The sequence below is a fragment of the Streptomyces sp. NBC_01296 genome, assembly GCF_035984415.1.
GTDB lineage: Bacteria > Actinomycetota > Actinomycetes > Streptomycetales > Streptomycetaceae > Streptomyces.
Genome location: NZ_CP130720.1, coordinates 6,061,112 through 6,076,473, shown reverse-complemented (window position 1 = coordinate 6,076,473; position 15,362 = coordinate 6,061,112). Strand labels below are relative to the sequence as shown.

Genomic DNA, 15,362 nt, shown 5'->3' with positions numbered 1-15,362 from the left:
CCGCACCGCCCGCACCCCTGCACCGCTCGCACCGCCTGCACACCGCTGGAGCCGCCACGATGACCATCACCACCCCCTCCACCACCGTCGCCAACCTGCGCGACCTCGGCGGCACCCCTCTCTCCGGCGGGCGCACCGTCCACCCCGGGCTGGCCCTGCGCTCCGGCCAGCTCGACCGGCTCGATGTCGACGCCGACCCGGTCGTGGCCGCGCTGGGCCTGCGTACGGTCATCGACTTCCGCACCGACGCCGAGCGCGCCGACCACCCGGACCGGATACCGGCGGGCGCCCGCCTCCTGATCGGCGACGTCCTCGCCGACAAGCTGAGCTCCGGCAAGATGCCGGCCGCCACGCAGCTCAAGGACCTGCTGTCCGACCCGGCGATGGCGGAGGAGCACCTGGGCGGCGGCAAGGTGCAGAAGCTGTTCGCCGAGACCTACCGGTCCTTCGTGAACACCGCTTCCGCGCAGGCCGCGTACCGGACCCTGCTCACCGAGCTCGCGGACCCGGACGCGGGCCCGCTGCTGTTCCACTGCACGGCCGGCAAGGACCGTACGGGCTGGGGCGCGACCGTCGTCCTGTCCCTGCTCGGCGCGGACGACGAGACCCTGATGGCCGAGTACCTCTCCGTCAATCCGGCCGTCAAGCAGGCCTTCGCCCCGCTGATCGAGGGCTTCACCATCGCCGGCGGCAACCCGGACATCGCGCTGGGCCTGATCGGCGTCTTTCCTTCGTACCTGGAGGCCGCGCTCGACGAGGTGAACACGCGGTACGGCTCGATGGAGAAGTACGTGCGCGAGGGCCTCGGCGTCCCCGACGTGACGGTGGAGGCGCTCCGCGCCCGCCTCACGGCCTGATCCGGACCTGATCCGGACCTGATCCGGGCCCGATCCGGCGCCGATCCGGGCCCGATCCGGACCTGGCCCGACCCCTCCCGCGGCCGGCATTCGACCCGAACGTGTGACCTGGGGGCGGGTGACCATCCGACGATTCGCTCGTTCTGCTGAACGTGACTGCGCCGGACACCGCCACCCGCCCCCCGTCTCCCGTGCCGCCCGACGTCGAGCTGGCCGAGGCCGCCATCGTCGAGCACTACCCGCGGCTGGTGCGGCTCGCCTATCTGGTGCTGCCGCCCGCCCTCGGCCGCAACCGGCGGGTGCTCACCGCCCATTCGCTGGCCCAGCGGGCCCTCCCCCGCGGGCGGCGCGGCGCCGGCGCGGAGACCGCCGCCGCAGCCGTACAGGGCGGGGTCCCGGGCCAGCGCGGCACCCCGGGCGCCGAGTCGGGGTACGCGTACGTCCGGCTGCGCGTACTGCGTGCCGCCCTGGAGGCCGGGATTCCGCTGACCTTCCGGGCGCTGCCCCGGCGGGCGCAGCTGCCCCCGCTGCTCCCCCAGGTGTGGGGGCTGCGGCTGTTCCCGCGCTCGGGCGGGGCCGAGGAGTTGGCCCTGGACCAGTGGCTGGCCACCCTCGACGGGCCCGGCCGGGCGGCCTGCGTCCTGCGCGCCCTCGAGCGGCTGCCGGAGCCCGAGGTGCTCCGGGTGCTGACCGAGGCCGGGGTCGCGAACCCCTCCGCCGCGGTCGCGGAATCGGGGGATCCGGCCAACGACGCCCTGTTCACCTCCCCCGAGTTCGATCCGTGCGTACTCCAGGCGCGGCCCACCGACCTGCTGCGCCGGCGCCGGTTCGTCCGGGCCGGGCTGGCCGCCGCGGCCGCCCTCGCCGTGTGCGGGGCGCTGCTCGCGCTGCCCGGCGGCGGCTGGGGCGCGGACGGGGCCGCGGCCCCGCCGTACGCGCGGAACGCGGCGGCGGAACAGGCCCTGGATCCGGGCAAGCTGGTCCGGGTCGCGCCCACGCTCTGGCACACGTCCTCCCGTACGGGCTTCTCCACCTGGCCCGCTCGCGGCGACCGCGCCGACGACGCCGAGCTGCTGCGCCGGGCCCTGGCCGTGTGGGCCCGGCCGGGCCCGACGGTCGTCGCCTCGGCCACCCCCGGTACGCCGCCCGGACCGCCGATGGGCCCGCCGCAGCTGCTGTTCGCGGGCACTGTCGACCAGGCCGTCGTGGTTCTGCTGTACGACGGCCTGCGCGTGGTCCGGTACGCCGAACCGCGCACCGGGACCTCGGTCGCCGCCCTCGACTTCGCCCGGACCGACGGAGCCTCGGCGGACAGCTCGGCCGCGCTCGTACTGAGCCGGGTCGACGGCAACGTCCGCTACCTGACCGCGCCGTGGGTCACCGGGGTGGGGCTGCGCGACCTGCTCAAGCCCGGTGACGCCCCGGCGCCGCTGAAGCTGGGCCAGGACGGGATCACCCCGCCGGTGGCGAGCCCCGCGCCGTCGGGCAACTGCACCGGCTGGAACGCCCTGGCGCTGACCGGCAACGGCTCCACCCGGCTGGTCACCGACCTCGGCGAGCTGACCCCGGCCCGGCTGACCTCGGGCGCGCCGGGCGCGGAGCGCGATGTGACGGAGGGTGCGGAGCTCGGCGACTGGTCGCGGATCGCGTGCCTGCTGCCGTCGGTCCGCTCGCACGGCGTCCGCAGCGTGAACGCCTGGACGTACGCGAAGCAGCCGCTGCCCGAGGGCGACGGCACGGCGGCGTGGCTGTGCACCCGGGCGGAGACCTGGGCGGGCACGGAGGACCGGGTGCAGGCGCAGTTCCTGACCCCGGGCGCCCCGCTGGCGGCGCAGGCGGCGAAGGCGGAGGGTTCGCCCGCGTGCGGGCCGCGGGAGCCGCGGGTGCTGGCGGGCGTGCTGTGGAAGTCGAAGGCGGGCCAGTGGTACGTGCTGGCGGCGGGCAGCGCGCAGTTCGCGTCGCTGTCGGTGTCGGGCGGCGGCGTGAACGGGTCGGCGAACGGCAACCGGCTGGCGGTGAAGGCGCCCGCGGGCGCGCAGGTCGAGCTGGCGGGCAAGCTCACGGACGGTACGAAGGCGGGGGTGCTCCGGTAGCCGCGTCGCAGCAGGGTGAGTGAATCTTCAACCGTCAAGAACGGTCGGGGAGTTGGCGGGATCCGGACATGACTGCCGCAGTGTGCGCATGGCATGATCGGATTCCGGTTACCTCTCGGTAACCCGCCAACACCCCCCTCACGTACTGAAGGTTCACCCACGTGCGCATGCTCGCCCGACGGCTCCTCCTCCCTGGCCTGACCACCCTGGCGCTCACCGCCACCGGCTGCTCCTCGACACCGCACACCGGCGCCGCAGACGCGGCCGCCCCCGCCACCCTCGCGCCCGCCGGCGACGGCACGTCGCAGCAGCTCGACGTTGCCGCGGCGCCGCAGGGGACCCCCACACCGGCGGCCGTGGCCCGCGCCGGCGGGAAGGGCAAGACCGAGAAGTCCTCGCTGAAGGTCGCCTCGTACGACCAGGCGAGCGGACGGGCCGTCATAGCCAAGGCCCCGCAGGGGCCCGCCCACTCCCCCGCACCGGGCAAGAAGCCGGAGGCGGGCAAGTCTCCCGCCTCGGGTGCGCCGTCCGCATCGAGCGCGTCCCCCGAGGCCGACAAGCCCGTCGCCGTGGGCGACGTCATCGCCAGCGCGCCGGCGCCCGGCGCCCCCAACGGCCTGCTCGCCAAGGTCACCGAGGTCGTCGGGAAGACCGACCGCGGCACCGAGGTCAAGACCGCCTCCACGACGCTGGCCTCCGTCCTGAACGACGACAAGGCCGACGGCAAGGTCCCCGTCGATCCCTCGTCGGTCACCGTCGAGCCCCTGATGAAGGGCGTCACCTTCTCCTGGGCCAAGACCGGGGGCGTGAAGTTCGGCCCCGAGGGCGCCAAGCTGCCGCTCGGCAACCTGCGGCTCGACGTGAACGCCGCCGTCGACACCGCCCCGGACGCCCCCGCCTCGGCCGGCGCCTCGGTGTCCGGGTTCGTCCAGCTCGCCCCCCAGGTGGAGTTCTCCTACGACGGCAGCGGCGGCTCCGGCCCGCGCGGCGCGTTCCTCGGCATGAGCGGCGACTGGTCCTCGCAGTGGAAGCTCCAGGGCCGCGCCGCCGCGAGCACCGGAGCGCCCAAGCGGATCCCGTTCGCCAAGCTGCACAGCGCTCCGGTCATCCAGGTCGGCCCGGTGCCGGTCGTCGTCAACCTCGACCTGACCTGCTACGTCCAGGTGGAGGCCGACGGCCGCGTGACCCTCGACGTCCAGCAGGACGTCAAGGGCGACTTCAAGGTCGGCGGCACCTACGCCCTGGGCAAGGGCTGGACGCCGGTCAGCCAGTCCAACGTCAAGAGCACTCCGGTCACGGCGACCGTCACCGCCTCCGGCAAGGTCAAGGGCGCGCTCGGCGCCGAGGCCTCCGTCGGTCTGTACGGGGCCGTCGGCGTCAGCGCGGACTTCGCCCCGTACCTGCGCGGCGAGGCCGACGCCAAGGCGAGCGCGTCCAGCGACGGCAAGACCTCCCTCAGCGGCTCCTGGGCGCTGTACGGCGGCTTCGACCTGAGCGGGAACCTGCACCTGCAGCTCTCCCTGTTCGGCACGCCGCTCTTCGAGCGCAAGATCCCGCTGGGCACGCTCAACCGCGAGTGGGCCCTCGCGAGCGGCCACGCCGAGCGCTGACCGGACGGGCCGGACGGCAGAGCTGAGTCCCCCGGGCGCGGTGCGCGCCCGGGGGACTCCTGCGTGAAGTGGTGGGCGCAGAGGGGTTTTCCTCTCCCCTACCCCTCAGTACATTGACGCCATGTCTAATACGCCGCTCGCGCCCGCCCCCGTGGCGTCGGAACACATCGAGCTCAAGGCGCGGAACGTGTCCTTCGGCTGGGAGGACACCCCGCTCCACTGGCTGCCCGGCGATCCGTTCGCCACGCACACCATCAACGTGCTGCACCTGCTGCTGCCCGCGGGCGAGCGCTGGTTCGTACACGTCTACAAGCAGGTGCTCCCGTACATCAAGGACGAGCAACTGCGCGCGGACGTCGTCGGGTTCATCGGCCAGGAGGCCATGCACGCCGCCGCGCACGACGACGTGCTCCCGCACCTGAAGCGGCTGGGCCTGGACCCGACCCCGTACACGGCGCAGGTGGACTGGCTCTTCGAGAAGCTGCTCGGCGACCGGACCCTGCCCCCGGGCAAGGCCCGGCACTGGTGGCTCATGGAGCGCATCGCGATCATCGCGGCGATCGAGCACTACACGGCGTTCCTCGGGAACTGGGTGCTCAACGCGGACGAACTGGACCGCCGGGGCGCGGACCCGACGATGCTGGACCTGCTGCGCTGGCACGGCGCGGAGGAGGTGGAGCACCGCTCGGTGGCCTTCGACCTCTTCATGCACGTGGACGGCGGCTACCGCCGGCGGGCCCGGACCTGGGCCACCGCGTTCACGGCCCTCGTCTTCCTGTGGCAGCGGGGAGCCCGCTTCTTCATGGAGAACGACCCGGAGCTGACCGGCGCCAAGGCCTCCCTCGGCCAGTTCTTCCGCGCGGGCGCACAGGGCACGCTCCCTTCGACGGGCGCCATGCTGAAGTCGATCCCGACGTACCTCTCCCGTACGTACCACCCCTCCCAGGAGGGCTCGACGGCCCAGGCCGTGGCCTACCTGGCCTCCTCCCCCGGCGCGAACGGCGGCGCCACCGCATGAGCCGCGCCCTGAAGCTGGCGGCGCTGGCGGGCGCGGCCCTGGTGACCCGCCGCGCCCTGCGGGGGCGCATCGCCCGCTCCCCCCTGTGGCCCCTCCCGGCGCTGGAGACCCCGATCTCGGGCCACTCCCCGCGGCGTTGGCTGCCGGCCCTGATCGTCTCCCGTACGGAGCCTGCGGACGGGGTCCTGATGCTGGTTCTCGAATCCCCGGAGCTCCCGCCGTGGACCCCGGGCGCGCACGTGGACGTACGGCTCCCCTCGGGCCGGATCCGCCAGTACAGCCTCTGCGGCGATCCGGCGGACACGGGCCGCTACACGATCGCGATCCGCCGGATCGACGACGGCCGCGGCGGCTCCCGCGAGGCGCACGCCCAGTTGCGGGAGGGCGCGGAACTGGCCGTACGCCCACCCCGCAACCGCTTCGAGCTGGAGCCGTCTTCCTCGTACGTCTTCATCGCGGGCGGAATCGGCATCACGCCCATCCTCCCGATGCTCCGCGCGGCCGAGGCGGCGGGCGCGGACTGGACCCTTCTGTACGGCGGCCGCTCGCGCTCCTCCATGCCGTTCATCGCCGAACTGGACGCGTACGGCTCCCGGGTCACCATCACCCCGCAGGACGAGGCGGGCCTCCCCGACCTGACCGCGCTCGCCGCAACGGGCCCGGACACCCTGATCTACTGCTGCGGCCCGGACCCCCTGATGAAGGCGGTCCGAGAAGCAGCCCCACCCACCGCCCCGGTCCACCTGGAACGCTTCGCCGCGACGGCCCCCTCGAGCGGGACCTCCCGCCCCTTCACCGTGGAACTCCACCGCTCGGGCCGCACGATCGAGGTCGCGGCGGACGAATCCACCCTGTCCGCGGTCCGCCGGGAGCTCCCCGCTACCCCGTACTCCTGCGAACAGGGCTTCTGCGGCACCTGCCAACACCGCGTCCTCGCAGGCGAGGTCGACCACCGCGACACCCTCCTCACGGACCGGGAACGCGAGGACTCGATGCTCCTGTGCGTCTCCCGCGCCGAGGACGACCACCTGGTCCTGGATCTCTGAGCCCTGCTGCGGGCCCAGTAGGGTGTCCGCATGACTACCGGGACGCGGCGCAGGATGGGTGTCGAGGAGCGGCGGCAGCAGCTGATCGGGGTGGCCCTGGAGCTGTTCAGCCACAGGTCGCCCGACGACGTCTCGATCGACGAGATCGCGGCGGCCGCCGGGATATCCCGGCCGCTCGTCTACCACTACTTTCCGGGCAAGTTGAGCCTGTACGAGGCCGCGCTGCGGCGGGCCGCCGATGAGCTCGCGCAGCGGTTCGTGGAGCCGCAGGAGGGCCCGCTCGGGGCGCGGCTGCTGCGCGTCATGGGCCGGTTCTTCGCGTTCGTCGACGACCACGGGCCCGGATTCTCGGCGCTGATGCGCGGCGGGCCGGCGGTCGGGAGCAACCGGACCAACGCGATGATCGACGAGGTCCGGCAGGCCGCGTACGAGCAGATCGTCACGCACATCGGGATCGAGAAGCCGCCTGCGCGGCTGGAGCTCGTGGTGCGGTCCTGGGTGTCGCTGGCGGAGTCCACCGCGCTGATCTGGCTGGAGGAGCGGAAGATCCCGCGGGCCGAGCTGGAGCTGCAGCTGGTGCACGACTTCGCCGCGCTGGCCGCCGTAAGCGCCGCGTACGACGGGGAGATGGCCGGGATCCTCGGGCGGATCCTCGCCGACGAGCCGGCCGACGGGCCGTTCGGGGAACTGGTCGGGCGGCTCGGGGGGCTCGTCCCCGCCACCACTGCCACCGCCACCGCCGAGCACGCGGTGCCCGGCCCGCGCTGACCTGACCGGCCGCCGGTGATCATCCGCGTGATAATACCCGCGTGATCATTGATGACGGGATCTTGTTCCGGCGGGCCGTGGAGAAGGACGCCGCCACGCTGGTGGCCCTGTACGACCAGGCCGCCCGGTGGATGCGCAAGCACGGGATCGACCAGTGGAAGCCCGGGGACAAGGACGCCGCGCACTTCCTGGCGAAGATGCGCGAGGGCGAGGTGTGGCTCGCCGGGGACAGCGACGGGCGGATCATCGGCGCGTACGAGCTGTGGTTCTCCGACGAGGAGGCCTGGGGCGTGCAGCCGCCGGTCGCCGGCTACGTGCACCGGCTGATGGTGGAACGCGAAACCGCGCCCGCGGGAGCCGGGCGCCGGCTGCTCGAACATGCCGAGCGCCGGATCGCCGGATCAGGATTGCCGCGGGCGCGGCTGGACTGCGTCTCCACCAACCCCCGGCTGCTCGCGTACTACCGGGGTGCGGGCTACCGGGTGGTCGGGGAGTTCCCCCACAAGGAGGGCAAGGACGGACGGGTGTACGGGGTGATCCTGCTCGAGAAGCGGCTCGATCAGCTCACCGTCGTGTGAAGACCGACACCGTGCGGGGCGGGGTCGTGAACTCTCCTGTCCGTGCGTCGTACGTCGCCTGCTTGACCGCGGGGTCGGATCCGGCCGCCTGGACCGGGTGCAGGGCGTAGCCGGTGCCCGCGAGGGCCGGGATGCGCTGGTGCTGGGCGGCGGGCGTGGCGTTGAAGACCACCACCAGGTCGCCGAGGGTCATGGTGATCACCCCCGGGGTCTCGTCCTTGCCGGAGAGCGGGAAGGCCAGCGCGGCCTGGACCGCCTCGGGTGTGGTGAGGGCGAAGGCCGGTTCCGTCGTACGGATCCGCAGCAGGTCGCGGTAGGCCGCCGAGGCTCCGGTGATGTCGGCGCAGGCGGGTGCCGGGCGGCCGGCCAGCAGGGGCTTCGCGTACAGCCACTTGGAGCCGTTGTCGGCGGCCGGCGGCAGGCCGCGGCCGAAGCCGTTGCCGTCGCGGCAGTCCCAGTGGACGGCGTTGAACCAGTCGCCGCTGTCGTACGAATTGCGGTCCAGGGACTTCGAGCGGAGCAGGTCCGTGCCCGCCTGGGACAGCGACGGGCCCTGGGAGAGGGTGCCGACGGCCATCGCCAGGACCTGCATACGGGCCTGGTCGGCGGTGGAGGTGCCCTCCGGCAGCTTGTACGTCAGGGCGTCGGCCAGGGTTTCGTTGTCGTGGGCGTCCGCGTAGGAGAGGGCGTCGCCCGGGGCCGCCGCGTAGCCGGCCGGGGAGCCGTTGTAGTCCACCTCGGAGCCCTTGGTGCGCCGGCCCGCGGTGTCCGTGAAGGCGTACGAGGCGAGGTTGCCGGACAGCCCGACCTTGATCAGGTCCTGGGCGTGCAGGAGCCGGGCCCGCTGCTGGTCGGGGGTGCCGTTCGCGGGCGAGGCGTTCGGGGCGGTGAACAGGCCCGAGGCGAAGCCCTGGACGCGCGGGTCCTCGTCGAAGGGGCCGCCGCCGCGGACCGCGTCGCGCGAGCGGTCCGAGAAGGTGGCGATGCCGGTGCCCGCCATGTTCTTCTGCGTGGCCTGGACGAAGCGGGCGTCGTCCGCGACCTCGCCGAAGTTCCAGCCCTCCCCGTAGAGGATGATCTTCTTGCCGTCGACGCCGTCCTTGGCGACGGTCAGCGCGTCGAGGGCCTGGCGGACGGCCAGGATGTTCGCCTTCGGGTGGTGGCCCATCAGGTCGAAGCGGAAGCCGTCGACCTTGTACTCCTTGGCCCAGGTGACGATGGAGTCCACGACGAGCCGGCCCATCATGGCGTTCTCGGGAGCCGTGTTGGCGCAGCAGCTGGAGTTGGCGACCGAGCCGTCCGCCAGCAGCCGCTGGTAGTAGCCCGGCACGATGCGGTCCAGCACCGACTTGTCGGACTGGCCGGAGGCGACGGTGTGGTTGTAGACGACGTCCATCACCGTGCGCAGGCCGGCCCCGTTCAGCGACTGGACCATCCTGCGGAACTCGACGGTACGGGCCGTGCCGTTGGGGTCGCTCGCGTACGAGCCCTCCGGCACGGTGTAGTGCAGCGGGTCGTAGCCCCAGTTGTACGCGTCCTTCGCGGCCGCGGCGGCCACGCAGGCCTGCTGCTCCGGCGAGTCCGGCGCGTACACCTTCAGGTCGCAGGCGGGCTCGGTGCGGTCGGAGGCCTTCTCCGGGATGGTCCCGATGTCGAAGGCGGGCAGGAGGTGGACGTAGGAGGTGCCGGACGCGGCCAGCGCGCGCAGGTGCTGCATGCCCGCCGAGCCGGTGTCGGTGAAGGCCAGGTACTGGCCGGGGTGGGTGCTCGTACGGTCCGCGACGGAGAAGTCGCGGATGTGGAGCTCCTGGATCTGCGCCGAGGTGAAGGGGACGGGCGCGGGCTTGCGCAGTGCCCCCCAGCCGGGCGGGGCCAGCTTCGGGTCGGCCAGGTCGACGGCCAGGCTGTAGGTGGAATCGGTGGTCAGGGCGGTGGAGTACGGGTCGGTGACCAGGTTGCGGACCACCTGGCGGGTGCTCGGGGCCCACACGGTCACGGCGTAGCGGTACGGCTTGCCGGTCCAGTTGCGCTCACCGCGCACCGACCAGACGCCGGTGGTGTCGTCGCGGTGCATGGCGACGGTGCGGCCGTCGAGCTCGAGGGCGACCTGCTGGGCGGTGGGGGCCCAGACGGAGAGGGTGGGGCGGCCGTCCTTGAAGACGGGGCCGAGCGCGGCCGTGTTCGCGTACAGGTCGTCGAGCACGCCGGCGAGCTGCACGCCGGTCGCGGCCAGGACGGCGCCGTTCGCGGCGCGGGCGCTCGCGACGAGCTGGCCGCGCAGGGCCTCCCGTACGCGGTCCCGGTCGCGCGGGTCGACGGAGTAGGCGGCGTACGTCGCCAGGTGCGGGAACTTCTGCTTCTGGGCGGCGGTGAGCTCGGTCTTGGACAGGCGCAGCCACTGCGCGCCGTCCGCGTGCAGGATGCCGTTCTCCGCGGTGATCGCGCCTTCGCGGGAGGCGAGGAGCTGGACGGAGGCGGCGGCCGCGGGGGCGTTCCAGGCGAGGGTGTCGCGGTCGATCCACACGGCCTGGGCCTTGGTGAGGTCCAGGGCGGCGGAGGAGCCGGCGGGCTGGGGGAGGAGGTACGGGGCCCGGCCGCCCAGCATCCAGACCTCGTGGCCGGTGGCCTTCAGATCCAGGGACTGGTCGGAGGGGAGGTCCTTCTCGTCGCCCTTGTGGAGGATGTAGCTGAGGCTGGTCGCCCCGGCCGCGAGCGGGACCTCGTAGACCGCGCCGTAGGAGTCGGTGCGGACGGGCAGCAGCGGCTTGGACCAGTCGGTCGGGCTCGCGGCGCCGGTCCAGACGTGCAGGCCCCAGCCGTCGTAGGCACCGTCGGCGCGCTGGTAGTGGAGGACGGCCTTGGTCGCGTCCTGCGGCGGGTAGGCGGGGCGGTCGGTGCGGGCCGCTTCCTTGCCCTGCTCGAGCCAGACTTCGCCGGTCTTCGTCACGTCGAGGGTGCGGTCGGCGGCGACGTCCTTGTTGCCGTCCTTGTCGATGACGAGGTAACCGACGGAGGAGGCGCCGGGCTTGAGCTTGACGTAGGCGAAGGCGCCGTACGCGTCGCGGCCGGTGAAGCCGTGGCCGGCGGGCCAGGGCGTGCCTTCGCCGTCGGCGATGTCGCCCCAGGCGTAGAGCCGCCAGTTGGTGTAGTCGCCGTCGGGGCGGTTGTAGTGGACGACCGCGTAGTCGCGCTGGGTGGCGGTGGGGGCCGGGGCGGGCGGGACCTGGCCGGAGACGGACTCGGCGAGGGCGCTCGCGCGGTGGCCGGCGGAGTCCACGACGACGGCCTTGTAGCGCAGGGCGGTGCCGGCGGGGGCCGTGATGTTCTGGGTGACCTTGTAGGGGGCGTGGTCCGCGGAGCCGAGGACCTGCCACTTCCCGGTGCCGGTCTGGGCGGCGAAGACGACCCGGTTCAGGCCGCCGCCGGTGACGTCGGCGGAGAGCTCGACGGTTCCGGTGGCTCCGGGGGCAGGGGCCTTGAGGGTGAGGGCGGGCTTGGTCGAGGGGGCGGCGAGGGGGGCGATGCCCTGGAGGACCACCGAGCCGAGGGCGGGAACGGTGACGGCGAGCTTGCCGGCCGTGGAGGCGCGGAGCAGTGCGTTGCCGCCGTACAGGGTGCGGTACTGGGCGCCGGCCGGGGCGTCGAGCTCGACGGTCCGGGCTTCGGCGGCGTTGTTGGCGGCGACGAGGTACTCGGTGCGGGAGCGGGCGTCGGTACGGGCGAAGGCGTAGACGGACCCGTCGGCGAAACGTTCACTCTGGACGCCGTCCCGCAGGGCCGGGTGGTCCTTCGTCAGCTTCGAGAGAGCACTGATCTGCTTGTAGAGCGGGTGTCCCGGATCATAGGCATCGCTCGCGTGGGTGCGCACCGTTCCGAGCTGGTCGTCGTCCAGGTAGTCGGCGACCTTCGTGGCGAACAGCGGCTGCCGGGCGTCCTTGTCGCCGCCGGCACCCGTGAAGCCCTGCTCGTCGCCGGAGTAGACCACCGGGTTGCCCCGGGAGAAGAACATCAGCTCGTTGGCGAGCCGGTAGCGGTCCAGCAGCTCCTGCTCCCCCGCCCCCGGCCGGTCCTGCTTCAGGAAGCTCCCGAAGCGGCCCATGTCGTGGTTGCCGAGGAAGGTGACCTGCTCGTACGCGTTCGCCTTGTCCGTGGTGTACCGGTAGTCGTCGGCCAGTACGGAGCCCAGCCGCGAGGCCGCCGCGCCCTGGGAGGCGTACGAGCGGATCGCGTCCTGGAGCGGGAAGTCGAGGGTGGCGTCGAGGCGGCCCTGCGTCACGTACGGCGAGGTGACGGCGGTGTCGGCGGAGTAGACCTCGCCGAACATGAAGAAGTTCTTCCGGCCGCGCTGGGCGGCGTACTTGTCGAGGGCGGTGGCCCACTGCGTCCAGAACCCGGTGTTGACGTGCTTGACCGTGTCGATGCGGAAGCCGTCGATCGCGAAGTCCTTGACCCACTTCTCGTAGATCTTCTCCATCCCGTCGACGACCTCGGGGCGCTCGGTCCACAGATCGTCGAGGCCGAAGAAGTCACCCTGGTCGGAGGACTCCCCGGCGAAGGTGGAATCACCCCGGTTGTGGTACATCGTCGGGTCGTTGAGCCAGGCGGGGGCCTTCAGCCCCTTCTTCGCGTCGGGCACGAACGGCGTCCGCGGGAAGGACCCGGCGTCGACCCGCGGGAACTTCTTCTTCCCGTCCGCGTAGTCGGCATCCTCGAACGGCACCCCGTCCTTCGTCAGATAGGGGAAGGCCCCCTTCGACAGGTAGGAGTACGACTGCTCCCGGTAGTCGACGACGTCGGCGGTGTGGTTGGTGATGACGTCGAAGAAGACCTTCATCCCCTTCGCGTGCGCCTTGTCGATCAGCCGCTCCAGGTCGGCGTTGGTACCGAAGTGCGGGTCGACCTGCGTGAAGTCGGTGATCCAGTACCCGTGGTACCCGGCGGAGACGTCGGCCCCCTTCCCCTGCACCGGCTGGTTCTTGAAGATCGGCGCCATCCAGATGGCGGTGGTCCCGAGCCCCTTGATGTAGTCGAGCCGGTCGGTCAGCCCCTTGAGGTCGCCGCCCTGGTAGAAGCCCTTGTCCGTCGGGTCCAGCCCGGTCTCGAGCCGGGTGCCGGTCAGGCCGCCGGTGTCGTTGCGCGGATCGCCGTTCGCGAACCGGTCCGGGAGGACGAAGTAGAACTGCTCCCGGGTCAGGTCGTGGCGTGCCGGCTCGGCGGCCAGCTTCGCGTCCGAGGGCGGGGCGGGCGGCGCGGCGGCCGCTGCCGGAAGGGCGGGCAGGAGCGTCACGGCCAGGGCGGCGGCGATCGCTCCTGCGGCGGGGCGTATCAAGGCGGGTCTCCTTGTGTACGGGGCACGTGGATGAGGGCCGCCCGGCGGTGGCAGGGACATGGATTGCCGGGCGGCCCTTGTCTGTGGAAGCGGGTCAGTTGCGCCAGGTGTCGTTCAGTGCGACCTTGCCGCTCGCCGGGACGGTGGCGGAGCGGTTGGCCCCGCTCTCCCAGGTGACGTTCCCGGCGGCGTCCTTGCGGAGGTACTTGTACGAGAAGGCGGTCCCGGCCGGGAGCGACACGTCGAGCTTCCAGACGGGGTAGGCCGCCGGGTCGAGCTTGAGGGCGCTGCCGGTGTTCCAGCCGCCGAGCTCGGCGCGGTCCCCGGTGACGTAGACGTTCTGCCCGGGGACGGTGGTGGCGTTGACGGCGAACGAGGCGCCTGCGGCCGCCGGCGGTGGAGTGCTCCCGCCGCCGCTGCAGGTACGGGCGTTGACGTGCAGGGCGAGGGCGGTACCGGCCCCGAGGGTGGCGGTGAACTGCCCGGCGGAGTTCACGTTCACCGTGCGCCCGCTCTGCACGTCGCAGTAGTCGCCGGCCGGGAGCGAGCTCTGGAAGGTCCGGGTGAGGGCCGCGCCCTCGTGGTTGATGGCGACGTACGCCTTGGCGCCGCGCCCGAAGGCGATCTGGTCGGCGCCGTTGTCCCACCAGTTGGTGACGGCCTGGCCGCGGGCCGCGTTGCGGAAGGCGACCATGGAGGAGATCTCCCGCCAGGCGTGCTGGCACTTCCACCCGTCGGCGTAACAGGCGTTCGCCGTGCCGCCGTTCGGCGGGCCGGCGTCCTTGTCGGTCCACTCGTACCCGGAGTGCACGTCGGGGGATCCGTACGGCCACGCCAGCATGAAGACGCCGGCGAGGGTGTAGGCGGAGCCGTCCTTGTAGTTCAGGGTGTCGCCGACCCGCTCGGTGTCGTGGTTGTCGACGAAGACGGCGGACTGCCCGCTCGGCATGTAACCCCAGGCCTCGCCGAAGTTCTTCAGGTAGGCGAGGTTCTCGCTCTGGAAGACCCGCTTGAGGTCCCGCGCGTAACGGAACTCCTGCACGTCGCCGTTGCCGAGGTACTCGGAGGGCGAGACGGCCTCACCGGCGCCGTAGATCGCCTCCTGCTTCCAGTACGCGCCCGGGTTGGTCAGCCGGGACTTTATGTTGGCGAGGTCGGCGGCGGGCATGTGCTTGGCGGCGTCGATCCGGAAGCCGTCGACACCCAGCGACAGCAGGTCGTTCAGGTACCCGGCGATCCGACCCCGCACGTAGTCCTCGCCCGTGTCCAGGTCGGCGAGCTGCACGAGCTCGCAGTTCTGCACATTGGCCCGGTCCTGGTAGTTGGAGATGGTCGCGCGGCAGTCGTCCATGTCGGAGCCTGAATAGACCCCGGGATAGCCGTACTTCGTGTACGACGAACCACCGGTCCCGACACCGTCGCCGGCCGCCATGTGGTTGATCACGGAGTCGGCGACGACCTTCACCCCGGCGGCGTGGCAGGTGTCGACCATGGCCTTGAACGCGGCCCGGTCCCCGAGCCGCCCGGCGATCTTGTAGCTGACGGGCTGGTACGAGGTCCACCACTGCGAGCCCTGGATGTGCTCCTGGGGCGGCGAGACCTGGACGTACCCGTACCCGGCGGGCCCGAGCGCATCGCTGCAGGCCTTGGCGACGGACTCGAAGCGCCACTCGAAGAGGACGGCGGTGACGTCCTTGTCACCGGGCGCCGCGGCGACGGCCTGCGGTGCCGGGCCGGTGAGGGCGGCTGCGGCAAGTGCGGTCGCGGCGAAAAGAGTTGCAGCTCTGACGGCTCTGGCAGGCATGCGGGGGGCCTCCTGGCGGAAGAGGTGGGGATTGCAGCGACCGTAGGGGCCAGGTAGGAGCCCTGCAAGAGTTTGCGCAAGAGATTGCAGAATTGTTTCCAGGGCGTGTCCTGCCGGACAGCCAAGTCGTGTAGGAACCACGGACCGGCCCGCCCGGGCCCGCACCCGCACAGGCGCCGCATCCCCGCCACTTCCTCACACTCCGCAGCCGCGCGAGGCGTCCGAACTGCCGGGATCCGGCCACCTTCCGCGCCCACGA

9 protein-coding genes are annotated in these 15,362 nt (G+C 72.4%); 7 read left to right on the top strand and 2 right to left on the bottom strand.

Annotated features, from left to right (window positions below; translation table 11 throughout):
* Window positions 1-59: 59 nt before the first annotated feature.
* The 7 genes from OG299_RS27655 (at window position 60) to OG299_RS27625 (ending at window position 7,970) form a co-directional block, all read left to right on the top strand.
* Window positions 60-857: a tyrosine-protein phosphatase gene (locus tag OG299_RS27655; protein WP_327362952.1), complete on the top strand. Its 798-nt coding sequence runs from the start codon at window positions 60-62 to the stop codon at window positions 855-857.
* A gap of 152 nt (window positions 858-1,009) precedes the next feature.
* Complete coding sequence (locus OG299_RS27650) at window positions 1,010-2,950, top strand: hypothetical protein (RefSeq protein WP_405703394.1); 1,941 nt, start codon at window positions 1,010-1,012, stop codon at window positions 2,948-2,950.
* Window positions 2,951-3,111: 161 nt separating this feature from the next.
* Complete coding sequence (locus OG299_RS27645; RefSeq protein WP_327362951.1) at window positions 3,112-4,560, top strand: hypothetical protein; 1,449 nt, start codon at window positions 3,112-3,114, stop codon at window positions 4,558-4,560.
* Between the two features lie 121 nt (window positions 4,561-4,681).
* Complete coding sequence (locus OG299_RS27640; protein ID WP_327362950.1) at window positions 4,682-5,578, top strand: metal-dependent hydrolase; 897 nt, start codon at window positions 4,682-4,684, stop codon at window positions 5,576-5,578.
* Window positions 5,575-6,624, top strand: a complete 1,050-nt coding sequence (locus tag OG299_RS27635) for a PDR/VanB family oxidoreductase (RefSeq protein ID WP_327362949.1) — start codon at window positions 5,575-5,577, stop codon at window positions 6,622-6,624. Before OG299_RS27640 ends, OG299_RS27635 begins: the two co-directional genes overlap by 4 nt.
* A gap of 30 nt (window positions 6,625-6,654) precedes the next feature.
* Complete coding sequence (locus OG299_RS27630; protein WP_266629854.1) at window positions 6,655-7,392, top strand: TetR/AcrR family transcriptional regulator; 738 nt, start codon at window positions 6,655-6,657, stop codon at window positions 7,390-7,392.
* A gap of 41 nt (window positions 7,393-7,433) precedes the next feature.
* Window positions 7,434-7,970: a GNAT family N-acetyltransferase gene (locus tag OG299_RS27625; RefSeq protein WP_266629852.1), complete on the top strand. Its 537-nt coding sequence runs from the start codon at window positions 7,434-7,436 to the stop codon at window positions 7,968-7,970.
* On the opposite strand, the gene pulA is transcribed toward OG299_RS27625, so the two are convergent.
* Complete coding sequence (gene pulA, locus OG299_RS27620) at window positions 7,957-13,359, bottom strand: pullulanase-type alpha-1,6-glucosidase (RefSeq protein ID WP_442817538.1); 5,403 nt, start codon at window positions 13,357-13,359, stop codon at window positions 7,957-7,959. The genes OG299_RS27625 and pulA overlap by 14 nt on opposite strands.
* 34 nt (window positions 13,360-13,393) lie before the next feature.
* Window positions 13,394-15,103, bottom strand: a complete 1,710-nt coding sequence (locus OG299_RS27615) for a carbohydrate-binding module family 20 domain-containing protein (protein ID WP_327362947.1) — start codon at window positions 15,101-15,103, stop codon at window positions 13,394-13,396.
* Window positions 15,104-15,362: the final 259 nt, after the last annotated feature.

Excerpts from the sequence above, each read along its gene's own strand:
- pulA (WP_442817538.1), bottom strand. The coding sequence starts at position 13,359 with ATGTCCCTGCCACCGCCGGGCGGCCCTCATCCACGTGCCCCGTACACA.
- OG299_RS27640 (WP_327362950.1), top strand. The coding sequence starts at position 4,682 with ATGTCTAATACGCCGCTCGCGCCCGCCCCCGTGGCGTCGGAACACATC.
- OG299_RS27630 (WP_266629854.1), top strand. The coding sequence starts at position 6,655 with ATGACTACCGGGACGCGGCGCAGGATGGGTGTCGAGGAGCGGCGGCAG.
- OG299_RS27615 (WP_327362947.1), bottom strand. The coding sequence starts at position 15,103 with ATGCCTGCCAGAGCCGTCAGAGCTGCAACTCTTTTCGCCGCGACCGCA.
- OG299_RS27655 (WP_327362952.1), top strand. The coding sequence starts at position 60 with ATGACCATCACCACCCCCTCCACCACCGTCGCCAACCTGCGCGACCTC.
- OG299_RS27635 (WP_327362949.1), top strand. The coding sequence starts at position 5,575 with ATGAGCCGCGCCCTGAAGCTGGCGGCGCTGGCGGGCGCGGCCCTGGTG.